The sequence below is a fragment of the Streptomyces sp. NPDC097619 genome (assembly GCF_040302735.1).
Taxonomy (GTDB): domain Bacteria; phylum Actinomycetota; class Actinomycetes; order Streptomycetales; family Streptomycetaceae; genus Streptomyces.
In genome coordinates, this window is sequence record NZ_JBEOSD010000205.1 from 1 (window position 1) to 12527 (window position 12527).

A 12527-nucleotide genomic window follows, 5' to 3' on the forward strand; every position below is an offset into this window, starting at 1 on the left:
AGATGTTTTTGTGGTTCTACTTGTTCTGTAATTGAAGAGGTCGACGTGGGGGGGGGGGGGGCGGGGGGCGGCGCGCCCGCCGGCCCCCCCCGCCGGTCCGGCCGCTCGACTTACCAGCGGTAGTGGTTGGTGCGGAAGATCCGCCCGAACCGGTTGATGAAGTCGACGTGCACGTGGGTGCCCGAACCGCACGGACCCCGGTAGCGGCACCGGCCTCCGGTCCGCGCGACGTCCTTCGCCTTCTTGATCGCTGCTGCCCTGCTGGAGAAGCGCGTGGGGTGCCACCAGTTGGTGACGTTGGGCTTCTTGGGGATGTAACGGGCGCAGTTGTGGACGAGGGCCGTCTGGCCGTCCACGGCGACGAAGAAGGTGTGGGTGCCGCCGACGGTCAGGTTGTAGACCGTGCGCTCGGCCCGCGCACGGCTGACGGAGGTGACCGTCGGGAGCGTGCCCTGCGGGTTCATCAGGCGGGCGCCCGTGGTCAGATCGCCTGCGTCCACCCAGCCGCGACCCTGGGTGAAGAACGGGTGGCCCGTAGTGGCCGTGACGGGTTCGGCGGTGCCGTTGCCGTCTGCGTCGACCGAGAGCGTCACCAGGTCCTTGATGCCTCGGCCGACGATGACGTCGGTGACCGGGGAGACCTTGAACTCGCCCGTCTGCTCGTCGATTGCCTGTACGCGGTCGCCGACCACGATGTCGCTGATCGGTTTGCTGCTTCCGTCGGCCAGGACGACCGGCGTGTCCGGGAGGAACGAGTTCACCCGGCAGGAGCGTCCGACCGCCCGGGCGGCGCGGATGGCGCGGTAGCCGCGGTAGGCGCGGTAGCCCCACGCCGCGGCGCCGAGGCCGGGCACGAAGCCCACGGCCGTGAGGGCGATGTCCCACTTGTTCCGCCAGGCCCACCGCTTGGCCTTACGGAACATCTTCTTCCAACCCCATTTGCCGTCGAGGTCGTAGCAATTGACCGGGTCGGCCGTGCAGTACTCGTAGGCGTTGGCGTTGCCGCCCTGGACCGGGTCGACGCTCAGGAAGCGGCCGGTCGCCGGGTTGTACAGGCGTACGCCCATCAGGGTGAAGCCGGCGGGGGTCTCGCTGGAGCGCTGCTTGCCGCCGAGCCACCCGTAGCGGACGGCCTGCTGCGGGTCGCGCGGGTTGCCGTACTCGTCGGTGTCCAGGACCACCGGCGCCTCGCCCGCGTTCAGCGGGAGCTGGAGCGCCACGTCGCCGTGGATGTCGGTGAACTGGAGCACGGTGTCGCCGGCGGCGCCGGTGACGGCGCCGAGGCTCCCGGAGAGGGAGTCGACGTTGCGGGTCAGCGCGCCGGTGGCGGTGTTCTCGACGACCCAGCGGGGGTTGTCGCCGGCGCCGTCGTAGTGGTTGAGCTTGCTCTCGGCGGGTGACCAGGTCCCGCCGCTGTTGCTCTCCACCGTCCAGGAGCGGAAGCGCAGGGCGGCGTCCAGCTTCCAGGTCTGGCGCTTGGTGCCCGACGTCTGCTGGTAGGCGAGGTCGTTGGCGTAGTAGCCGACGCTCACGCCTCCCGGCAGGGCGGTGGTGCGGCCGAAGGCGTCGTAGGCGTATCCGGCGTCGACGATGCGGTCGGCGCTGTCGAAGGCCGACGTGCGGGTCGTGCCGCCGGTGGAGGTGCACTCCCCGCCGGGCGCCGCTACTGCGCTGGTCAGCGAGGTGCGGTTGGCGCGCGCGTCGAAGCCGTAGGTGCGGCGCGTGCAGACCGTCTCGACGGTGTCGTCGACCGTGGTCAGGCGTCCCGTCCGGTCGTAGCCGTAGCTCTGGTCGGACCAGCCGGCGTGCCCGGTGGTCTGGCCGTGGACGGACTCGGTGACCGCGTCGGACATCACCACGGTGCCGTCGCTGTCACGCGTGTACGTGCGCAGCACGGCCGAGCCGGTGGGGTCCTCGGTCTGGGAGAGCGTGTAGCCACCGGGCAGTCGTTCCTTGGAGACGCTGCCGTCGGCGTCGTACGTGGCCTCGAATGCGCCGGCCACGGAGTCGGTGGTCCTGGTCGCCAGGCCGCGGGGCTCGACGTTGTGGTCGTAGGTGTAGGTGACCGTGGACGGCACCGTGTCGGAGACCTTGACGGGCCGGTCGAGGAGGTCGTACTCGGTGCGCGTGGTGCCGCCGTCGGCGTCCGTGTAGGAGACCAGGCGGCCCAGCTTGTCGAAGGCGCGGGTGATCGTGCCGCCGGTGGGCGAGACGGTCTTCAGCTCCTCGCCGGTCGCCGCGTCGTACTCGGTGGTGGTCTCGGGGACCGCTTGGCCGAGGCCGCCGGTGACTTTCACCGTGACCGGACGCCCTGCGGCGTCGTAGGACGTGGTGGTGGTCCGGGTGACGCCGTTGGCGGTCTCGGTGCCGGTGGCTGCGCTGCCGTACCAGTCGTACTCGGTGGTGGTGGTCGGCAGCTGCGCCGGGTGGGATCCGCCGCCGGTGATCGCGCCGCCGGGTCCGACGGAGCAGATCAGGTCGGCCCATTCGGGACGGCCCTGGCAGGCGCCGGTGCCGGTGGCCGACCAGTACGCGGTCACGACCGTGCCGGCGTCGGCGCCCGTGGCCGCGGCGTTGGACCTCTTGGTCACGCGGCCTTGGGCGTCGTACTCGGTCGTCGTGGTGAGGGCGAGGCCCCCCGGGTCCTGGATCGCCTTGGTCGGCAGGCCCTTGGCCCAGTCGAAGACCGTCTGCGTCACGCGGGTCTCACCGAGCACGCCGGGGTGCTCGCGGACCTCCGCGCCCGAGGTGACCCGGGTGACCTGGTCCTTGGAGGCGGCTGTTCCGTCGGTGGGACGCCCGGCGTCGTACTCGTTGACCTTCCGGCTGCGGGCCGTCACCGAAGTGCCGGCCGAGACCAGCGTGGTGGCGCCGGACTTCAGGTCGGAGGTCAGGTCGACGCGCCGCAGGGGGCCGAGCTCCTCCAGCTCCCGCGTGCCCCCGGGGTTGTAGAGGGAGGTGGTGGCGAGCAGGTCGGCCTGCTCGGCGGACGGCAGCAGCTGGATGCCCAGCTCGGCCTGCGCCGCCCGGTCGGCGGCGGTGATGCCGAGCGCGAGGGCACGGTTGGCTGCCGACAGCTCGCGTACGGTGTTGCCGTAGCGGTCGTATTCGGTGGTGGAGGTGTGCCCGCCGGGGGTGACCTCGTTGACCGCCCGACCCGAGGTCCCCAGGTAGCTGACGGCGGCCCGGCCGTAGGCGGAGCCGGCGAGGGCGGTGCCGTCGTGCGAGGCGGGAACGGCGTCCGCGGGGAAGACCGCGGTGGCGTCGGTCGGGGCGTCGGTCTGGCCCCAGGCCTTCACGTCTGCAGCGCCCATGCGGTACGGGGCGCTGGTGCCGGTCAGCGGCACGTCGTAGACGATGCTGATGGCGGCTTCGCCCTCGACGACATCGGTCGTCCCCTGCTTCAGGCCGGGGCGGGACGCCTTGAGGAGCATGCCCTCCCCTGCCGCGGAGCCTGTTCCGGCCTTGCCGTAGGTGAAGGTCCACGGCAGCCGCCCGGGCGGGGTGAGCGTGGTGACGCGTCCGGCGGAGTCGTAGTCGTACTGGACCTTCAGTGCCGGGGTGATCTGCGGGTTCCACGACTGGCGCAGTCGGCCGGAGGTGTCGTAGAGGTAGCTCTGGACCGGCCGCGAAGTGGCTGCCGCTGCACCGGGGGCGGTGGACCAGAGGCGGATCTCCTTGACCTGGTCCGTGAAGTCGCCGAAGGCGGAGGCCGTGGCGGTGGTGGCCGTCGCGTAGACGAACTCCAGCGCGCGGCAGCCCTTGGTCGCCGGGGTGGCGGTGCAGACCGCCGGGCCGGCCGCCGAGGTCGGGGCGATGATCCGCCGGGGGCGGGCCAGCTTGTTGCCGTTCACCGTCACGGTCTCCGAGACCACGGTGGTCGTCGACGCGGCCAGGCCGTCCAGCAGGGCGCTGGAGACCTGCCAGGTCGGCGCGGCGGCGTCCGGCTTGGTGAAGGTGGTCACCTCGCCGTCGGTGTCGGAGAGGGTGAAGGAGCCTGTTGTACTGCCGGTGAGGGTCAGGTCCTCGGAGCCGGGCTCGGGGATCCAGCCGTTCTTAGCGGCGTTGGCGGTGAAGTGGGTTTCCTCGTTCTCCGCGCTCACCACGACGACCGCGGTATCCGAGATGCGGCGGATGTGGCTGTAGTCGGAGTCGGTGGCCTCGGCGACCGTGCCGGAGACCCACTCCTTGCCGAAGATCGGCGCCTGGCCGGCCTGCTTCTCCGCGGCCTGCGGGGTGCGGGAGGTGGCGGTGCGGCTTACCGAGAGGTCGAAGTGCTGCGCCTCGGTGGCGGAGAGGCTGTAGTCGCCGGTCAGAAGGTTGACCGAGCCGGGGCCGACCTCCTGCGTCGCCGCGCCGGAGGCGTTGCGGTCGACGACGACCGACAGCGGCTGGGTGGCGCCGGTGGCGAGGTTGGGACCGGTGAAGTCGGCCTTGACCTGGACCGTTCCGTCGGGGTCGACGGTGTCGGTGGTGTTCCAGACGAGCGGGGTGTTCTGGCCCCCGGTCAGCGGGACGGGCCATGAGGTGAGCGGCGTGCCGCTGGAGGTCACGTGCCCGGCCGGGATCTGCACCCAGGCGTCTGCCTCGGAGCGGCGCCAGGAGAAGGAGACGCTGTTGTACCTGCCCCCGTCCGCCTCCGCAACCAGGGCGAGGCGGCGGGCGGTGCGCTCACCCGCGGCAGGCTGGACGAAGCCGCCCGGTCCGGCGTGGAAGGTGTAGTCGATCGCCTCGGACTTGTTGTCCGCCTTGTCGACCGTGCGGACCTGGAGGGTGTGGGTGCCGTCCTTCGGCGGGGCGATGGAGATCGCCTTCGCGCCTGCGGCGCCACCGGTCGGGACCTTGGTCCAGGTCAGACCGTCGAGAGACCATTCGAGCCAGTTGTGGTCGGCGGCGGGCGGCGTCACGTTGAACGTGCCCGCCTGGCCCGCGCCCTTGACCCAAGCGTTCGCCGGGTAGTCCGTGGACGTGATGCCGGTGGGGGCGGAGGGGGCGGTGGTGTCGACCGTGAAGGTCTTCTCCGCCGACCAGCCCAGGTTGTAATGCGTACCGTCGTAAGGGGACGTACGGAAGCGGTACGTCTTGCCGTTGGTGAGCACCCCGGCGGGGACCTTGACGGAGGCCGGCTGCCCGGAAGGCACGAAGGCCGAGCGCAGTACGTCTCCGACCTGGGCGTTGGTGGCGTTGTCGAAGATCTGGAACGCGCCCTGGACCTTGTCGCCGTTCACGTCGATGAACGTGTCGCGCAGGGTGGGGGTGAGGGTGTTGACGACGTAGGCGCCGCCGTAGGAGAAGAAGGGCGAGCCCGCTTCCTGCTTCGTACCCGTGCGCGGCCGGTAGTTGTACGTGACCGTCAGCTTGGGGGGGTTCGATGCGGCGTTCGCGGAGTTGACCCGCTTCCACTGCTTCGCGTTCAGCTCGTCGGTGGCCCGCAGGCCCATGCCCGAGTGACCCCATTTGTTGTTGGCCCAGTGCTGGACGAGGTCCTTGACATCCGCGGTGATCCAGCCGTCAGGGGCGGAAGTGCAGGACGTGTTGCCCTTGGTCTGGGTCGAGGTGGCCATCTTGGTCACCATCGAGGGCTGGTTCGTCCACCGGGATGAGGTGGAGGCGTTGTTCGCCGTCCACACCTCCCAAGACTGGCCGGTGCACTCGGGGGCGTTCCCGGAGTGGAAGTTCCACAGGGACAGAGTCGCGCTGGAGACCATGGCGTCGGCGACCGGCGCGGTGTTCCAGGTGATGAAGGAGCGGGCGGTGCGCCAGGTGCCGTCGCCGTTCTTGGTGCCGGGGTTGCCGAGGTCGAGTTCGGTGTCTGCCGACCAGTCGACGGTCTCGCCCTGCTGGACGTAGGTGTCGAAGATGCTGCTCAGGCTGGAGGTCGAGGGGTCGACCGTCACCGGGTACTTCGTCTTCGGGTCCGCCAGGAACTCCGCGTCCGGCGTGATGACCAGGTCCACCCCGCCCTTGGTCTTGACGACCTTCATGGCCACGCGCGAGCGGTTGGTGTGCTCGCCGGAGGCCGGGTCCACCGTGGCGTCCCACATCACAGGCGCCGGCATCGTGGCGGTCTTCTTGGACTTCTTGTCCGTGAACAGGACGCTGCCGTCGGGCTGCGCGGTGACCTTCAGACCCTTGGTCTTCAGCGGCAATGTGTACGAGAACCCGGCCGCAGGCTGCGACTTGACCTCGACAAACTGCTCGAACCCGGTACGGGTGGCCTCCACGACCACGTCGGCGCCAGGCACGGCGTTGGCGTAGGTGGCGCGGGTGCCGTCGAGGGCCGGCTTCGGCAGGCCGCCGCGCCACTGGAGCGTGATCTGCTCGTCGCCCTGGCCCAGGGTCACCAGGTCGGTGGCCGGCGCGGCCTGAGCCGCCTTCAGGGAGGCGGCCCTCGCGCCGGACCTGCCCGCGAGGCGCAGGCCGCGGGGGTGGGCCTTGGATGCCACGGAGCCGTTGGGCTGGGCGGTGAGGGCGACGTCGACGTTGCGCCACTCGCCGGTCACGGTGTCGCGGAAGCGGATCGGACCGGCCGCGATCTCGGACGTCAGGGAACCGTCCTTGTTCACCCAGGTCGTGGACGTCTCCGTACGCTCGGAGAGCGCCTCGACTCGCTTGCCCGACAGCCGCGCCGCGACGCGTGCGGACGGGATGTCCGCCGCCGCCGTGACGCTGGGCTTCCCGGCCTTGGCGGCCGCGGCGGCCCGGGCCTTGGTCTCCGCCGCAACAGCGGCACTCGTTCCGTCCATCAGCGAGACGCCGAGGGCCAGGACGAGTCCGCCGGCGATGTAGGCCAGACTCCTCCCGTTCCAAGGTCGTCCGCGCTCTTCTGGAGCGGGTATGTGGAACTGCATGTGTCCCCGTTTCGTGTGCGTACTGCGTCAGTTCGCGCCCGATGGTGGTGCGCAACGGTGAACGTAACGGAGACTAAAAGCCTCAAACGATGACCAAGATTGCAATGCGGAGCAGTGAGTTTCGACCGGTTCCATGATCCCTGTCACAATCCCGGGTGTGTCGCGGCAGACGCCGCGCGGGGCTGCGGGCGTGTCCGACCGGGAACTCCGACTCTCAGTTCTTCCTCTTCAGCCGTACAGCCCTGCGGGCGCGCGGCGGGTCTCCACTTCGCAACACACCCGGCGCTCCGGGCCGACGCTCCCTCTGCCGCATCCCGTGCGCTCGCCCCCTCCTCACCACGAAATGGGCGCAAAAGCCAGTCAGGGCGGGCGTGGTCGTCATCGAGGCTCGATACATCACGGGACGAAGAGTTCATGAACCCACCCTGCCGACGACATTCCGTGACGCTGGAAGCGGACCGGATGCCGGTAGACCCCGCCCCGGCCAATGCCCGATCCGCGCTCACCTCCGCGACCGGCTCGGGCCGCACCAACACCGCGTCGAGGACGTCACGGCCGCGCCACGACGCGGTGAACCGCACCCCTTCCTACGGGTGCCCGCCTCGGCGGCCACCAGGTGCTCGCTCACCTGTCGGGGCTGCTCCGGCCGCAGCGGGACGGTCCGGCCCACCGGATGCAGGCGGCCGTCCGCGTCGAGGCGGCCCAGGATGAGTACCTGCGGCCGGGTGAGGGTGCCGGTGACGGCGCCCACCACCGCCTCCGTACTGTCCCTCCGGTGCACCTTCGTCCACCCCCGGAACCCCGGCAGGTAGCGGGTCTCCATGCCCTTGACCACCAGGCCCTCAACGCCGGACACGTCCGTCCACGTCTCCAACCACTCCCGCGCCTTGCCCGGGTCGGTGGTCATCGGACACAACGTCCACAGAGCCGTCAGCCCGCGCGCCGCGAACAGGGTCTCGATCCGGCGTCGGCGCTCCGGGTACGGGAGGTCCATCACCTCCCGGCCGTCCTGCTGCAGCACGTCGAAGACCACGAAGAACGCGGGCAGCGACACGGCGAGGTCGGCGGCGGTCCGGCGGGACGCCGCCCGCCGCTGCAACCCCTCGAAGGACAACCGCTCCGCCACCGTGTCCCACACCAGCAGCTCACCGTCCAGCACCAGCCCGGCCGGGAGCTGGTCTGCTGCGGCGATCAGGTCGGGGAAGCGGTCTTGGATCAGGGCGCCGCGGCGGGTCTGGAGCAGCACGGGCCCGCCCGGCCGGGACGGGGTGAACAGGATTGCCCGGTGGCCGTCGAACTTCTGCTCAAAAGCCAGACCTCCCCGAAGGGTGGCGGGGCCGGGCATGGACTCCGCGGCCTGCGCCAACATCGGGACCACCGGGGGAACCAGCACCACCACCGCCACCTCCCTTCGACCAGCCGCCTACCCGCGTCCGGGCCCGATCCTCCCGGCGGCCCCGGCCGAGCGCAGCCGGGCCGGGGCCGGACGGGACGCGGTTGGGCGGTGGGGGTGGTCAGGCGGTGAAGGTGTAGGTGAAGAGGTCGGTGGTGCACGTCAGCTTGAGGAGCCTTGCGAGCTGTGGGGGTACGGGGCCGGCGATGACGATGTGGGTGCGGTGCGCGAGGAGGGTGTGGAGGAGGGAGGAGCAGGCGAATGTCACCCGGGACACGTCGACCACCATCGCGACGGTTCCCGCCGCCCGGACCTGGTGGAGGGCGGGTTCGGCGTCCATGTCGAACTCTCCCGACAAGAACACCCACAGCGCTTCGGGAGGGCCGGGCCTGTACTCCACCACCGCCCGGCCGCGACCGGAGGTGTGTACACCGACGGAAGGGAACGCCGGTTTCGGGGTAGCGCGATTCATGGCTGCCGTCCCGGTAGAAGAAAGGCCCTCCCCTCCCCGCGAGCGGGAAGGAAGTACGCGACCCCTACGTCGGCCACGCGAATCGAGGAGGTCCGTACCGGAAGCACCCCACCACGCGTCGGGGGGATGCGGCAGCGCGGGTCACACCAACGGCTACCACCGAGCCTACCCCTCAAAACGAACACCCGACCCGCCCCTTACAGGCCGGCAGAAGGTACACACGCCACCCACCAGGGCGCGAGAACGGAAGGGCGGTGGGCAGTGGTGGCAGGGGCGCGCACGGCGCTGCTCCGACGCACCACAGGTGCACAGCGGGGGCGGTGCGCGGCGCTGCTCCGGCTCCTCGGCGGCCCGGTGGTGTAGACGTGCACGTCTACACCACCAGAGCGCGAGGGGGGTGGGGCGGCCCGGTGGTACTGCCCCCCAGAGCGAAGTGGGGCACCGGGCCTGACCACGCGCACCCATGTCGGCGCGGGCTACGCCGACCCTAGACCAGCCCCGCGTACTCCCTTGCCGCGCGCAGCTCGGTGCAGCGGATCCCGCCTGCCGGGTGGCGGGTCAGGGCGGGTGCGGTGGCGGTCCCGTGAGGGGGCAGGCGCCGGCTTCGGTGATCCCGCCGCAGTCCTGTGCCCGGCACGGGCAGCCCTCCTGCGGGGCCGGTACGGCCTCGGCGTGCTCGGCCCGGCCGGCTTCACCCCGCAGGCCCGCCCGCCACCGCAGGGCCACCCACACCCGGCCCCGGCGGACTTCGGACCGGGCGGTGAGGGTGGCACCACCGCGGACTGCCACGGCTGGCTCCCCGGGCACGGACAGGCGCAGGATGCCGCGCCCCTGACGGCTGCTCGGCCGCCGTGGTGAGGGGGTCGGCGTCGGCTTCGACCACCCACCCGCCCACGGTGTCCTCGGCGTCCGCCGCCTCCGCGAACCGGCACTCCGGGGCGTCCAGCCGGATCGTGCGGGTACCGCCACCGGCGGCCGTGCGGAGCAGGAGCGTGCCATGCTCCGGGACGTGCGGGACGGTGATCTTGCCGTGGGCGAGGAGCCAGGCCGTCACCTGGTCGAGGTCGAGGAGCGGAGAGACGGCCGTACCGCCCACCGGCGCCGGGAAGTCGCCGTGCCCGGCGCCGCCACACGGCCACGGCGGCCCGGCCCACCCGGGCAATCCGGGCCACCGACGCGAACGTCACCGTGGCACCCTCCACCAGCTCACGCCCGGCCAGCAGGGAGCAGCGGCCGGGGCCAAGGGTGCGCAGAGCCGTCCAATCCACCCCGGGGTGCAGCACCGGCAGCAGGGCCACGTCGTGCGCCCGGTAATGGGGGCACTTCGACGGCCCCGCCGCGGGCCCGCCTGCAATCGACCCGGGCTGCGTGGTCGAGGTCGGTCCCGGGTGGACGGGGCGTGAATCTGCCGTCTCGGGTCAGTGGGGGTACATCGGCCCGCTACTACAACTAGGCTTTTCTCACGTGTAGTTGTCATCCAGGAGCACTATGACCACGACGGCTTCCCCTTCGGGTGAGAGCGCCGAGAACCCTTCTGCCTCACCGGCTCAGAGCCTTCTGCCCGCTCCGGCACCGCCCTTGGCCCCGTCTCCTGCGCTGTCGAGTCCGGATCTTGCGAAAGCGATCAACAAAGAGGCCGCGATGCAGCTCGGCGGGTGGTTCGCCGGGTCGATTCTCTTCGCGCTCATGCCGACGTTCATCAAAGTACTCGCGGACCGTCAAACCACCGGGTTCGTTCAGCCCGAGTGGTGGGATCTCGTCAGCCAGGCACAGCTCTACATGGTGTGTATCGGGATCACCATCCAAGCGGCGATCCAAGCCCTTCAGGAGATGCGGAAGAAGGGGTCGGCTCAGCTCGCGATCCTCTGCCTGGTCAACTTGATCCTCATGTTCATCGCGACGATCCTGGCCGCCACCGCGGACGGACCCGACGCGGTCAAACCCATGGTCGGTCAGCAGTCGGGACTCCTCTTCCTGGGCGCCATGCTGGCCGCGGGCGCTACCACGTGGATCTGCTCGAAGGAGGCGGCACGTCGTGATCTCTGACCTGCTGGTGGACAGCATCCCCGCTCTCCTGGGCGGCTTCGCCGCCTTCATCGCGACCAGGGCGGGGGCGCGCACCATCGCGTGGATCGGACGCAAGTTCCATCGCGCCGGTCCCGCCCCGATCACCGGCATCCCTGCCCCGGGGGCCATCCGATCCGCTGAACGGGGAGGAGGCGAGGCCGATTCATCGGTCGCTGAGGGATGTCAGGGCCCCGCAGCCTCCCTGTGGCAGTTCACGGGATCTGTCCACGCCGGACCCGGCAGTGTCGCCACCGGCCGTAACGTCACCGGCCCTATCGTCACCGGTGACGACACCGCCACCGATTCCGCAAACGAGCAGGAAGACCGCAACTCGGGCTGAAGGTTCGAGGGCCGGTCAGCACCATGTGGTGACCGACCCTTCCGCGTTCCGCGCTGCCTGCGGCTACAGGCGCGGCGGTTCATCAACCGCACCGACCGCGTCGTTCATGATGAACACGCCGGTGATCAGGGCGGCCAGCCACACGGCGGCGTAAGCGGCCGTGCCCAGGCGGCCGCCCTCCTCTCACGCACCCGTCGCAGCGGCATAGGTGACCTGGACGGTAGGCACGTACACCCGCAGCACACCGACCCCCGGGGCCGGTACGGCTTCTCCACCGCAACGAACTCCACGGCCGCCGAAGGTGGACTCGCGCCGAGATCATCGCCCGCCGTGACAGCGAAGACGAACACACCATCCCTTCCACGGACGTGGTGGCGGCCCTCGCCATCGAAATCGCCGCCGGACACACCCCCACCTCGGCCGAACCGACCGAGCGGGACGATCGGATCCGCCAACAAGGGGTGCCTCCCGCACGACCCACAGCACCGCCCACACCCGCGGTGCCAGCACCTGGGGAGGCCGCAAGGGTTTCCCCCTTGATCAGATGTTTGCCGGGTTCTGGAAGTTGGTATCGCTCGCGAAAGGGGGGTCTCGTGAGCTCTGATGAAGTGACCGAATCCGCAGATGTCGGCGAGGATACAGTCGGGCAGAACGGTCGACGCGGTGGACGCGTATCAACGTGGGTGAGTGAACACACTCCGCTCGCCATCGCCTTGACAGGACTGCTTTCGGCAGTCTTCGCCTTGCTCGCCGCCAATCCAGCTGTACTGGTTGCTTTGAAAATTGTAGATGCGAAGCCGGCGTCCCTTTCCAAGGTCACGGCGCAGATCGAAACACACCCCAAGATCGGAGCCGCCAGCAGCGCCGACCTCTCCGGAACTTTCGAAGGAGACCTACAGGGGCGATCCTTGTGGGGGTTCATCAAAAATATTGATGACGGCACCATGTGGCCGTCCTATAACCCTTGCTCAATCAACATCGCAGAGAAAGAGTGGCACTGTCATGTAACGCCGCTTCCCGGAACATCTGAATTCCAAATCCATTTGGTTGACTCTCGCGCCGTCAATGAAATCCTGCAGTGGGTCATGAAGGAAAAGTCCGATGAGGCCCCAGCCTTGACGGGGAAAATGGAGGGATCCGAAAAGCTGGACGGCAGCACCATCGTCCGATAGCTCTTCGGCAGCGACCGGCGGGGCGCTGTGGCTGGTCCGGAAGGGTACCGGCGCCCGGCCGGGCTTGGCGGGGATCCGGCACGGGCCGTCGCCCCCGGTGCCGAGAAGCCAACCCGAACACGAGCGAAATACCGGCCCTAGGCAGTGTCTTCAAAGGGTCCTGATGGGGAATCATGCGTCGCATGGTGCGTCGTCATGAGCTGTCGGATCTTGAGTGGGAAGCGTTGTCCGT

The 12527-nt window shown here is 70.0% G+C and carries 7 protein-coding genes; 3 read left to right on the forward strand and 4 right to left on the reverse strand.

The annotated features are described in order from the left end of the window. Positions 1-110: 110 nt before the first annotated feature. The 4 genes from ABTZ17_RS33505 to ABTZ17_RS33520 all read right to left on the reverse strand — a co-directional run bounded on the left by ABTZ17_RS33505 (position 111) and on the right by ABTZ17_RS33520 (position 9505). Positions 111-6746, reverse strand: a complete 6636-nt coding sequence (locus ABTZ17_RS33505) for a polymorphic toxin-type HINT domain-containing protein (RefSeq protein WP_352199580.1) — start codon at positions 6744-6746, stop codon at positions 111-113. Between the two features lie 607 nt (positions 6747-7353). Then, the gene (locus ABTZ17_RS33510; RefSeq protein ID WP_352199574.1) at positions 7354-8250 is read right to left on the reverse strand and encodes an ATP-dependent DNA ligase; all 897 of its coding nucleotides are present in this window, start codon (positions 8248-8250) and stop codon (positions 7354-7356) included. 115 nt (positions 8251-8365) lie between these two features. Continuing rightward, entirely contained in the window at positions 8366-8584 is a 219-nt protein-coding gene (locus tag ABTZ17_RS33515) for an STAS domain-containing protein (RefSeq protein WP_352199575.1), read from the reverse strand. A 690-nt stretch (positions 8585-9274) separates the two neighbouring features. Next, on the reverse strand, positions 9275-9505 hold the full coding sequence (locus ABTZ17_RS33520; RefSeq protein ID WP_352199576.1) for a hypothetical protein: 231 nt from the start codon (positions 9503-9505) through the stop codon (positions 9275-9277). A 699-nt stretch (positions 9506-10204) separates the two neighbouring features. On the opposite strand from ABTZ17_RS33520, the gene ABTZ17_RS33525 reads away from it, so the two are divergent. The 3 genes from ABTZ17_RS33525 to ABTZ17_RS33535 all read left to right on the forward strand — a co-directional run bounded on the left by ABTZ17_RS33525 (position 10205) and on the right by ABTZ17_RS33535 (position 12295). After that, positions 10205-10762 carry a hypothetical protein gene (locus tag ABTZ17_RS33525; RefSeq protein WP_352199577.1) on the forward strand — a complete coding sequence of 186 codons (558 nt, stop codon included), beginning with the start codon at positions 10205-10207 and terminating at the stop codon, positions 10760-10762. After that, entirely contained in the window at positions 10752-11123 is a 372-nt protein-coding gene (locus ABTZ17_RS33530; RefSeq protein ID WP_352199578.1) for a hypothetical protein, read from the forward strand. Before ABTZ17_RS33525 ends, ABTZ17_RS33530 begins: the two co-directional genes overlap by 11 nt. 593 nt (positions 11124-11716) lie before the next feature. Further along, entirely contained in the window at positions 11717-12295 is a 579-nt protein-coding gene (locus tag ABTZ17_RS33535; protein ID WP_352199579.1) for a hypothetical protein, read from the forward strand. The last annotated feature ends 232 nt before the right edge of the window (positions 12296-12527 follow it).

Bases quoted from the DNA above. Each gene is read 5' to 3' on its own strand.
- ABTZ17_RS33505 (WP_352199580.1), bottom strand. From the start codon at position 6,746: ATGGACGGAACGAGTGCCGCTGTTGCGGCGGAGACCAAGGCCCGGGCC.
- ABTZ17_RS33515 (WP_352199575.1), bottom strand. From the start codon at position 8,584: ATGGACGCCGAACCCGCCCTCCACCAGGTCCGGGCGGCGGGAACCGTC.
- ABTZ17_RS33525 (WP_352199577.1), top strand. From the start codon at position 10,205: ATGACCACGACGGCTTCCCCTTCGGGTGAGAGCGCCGAGAACCCTTCT.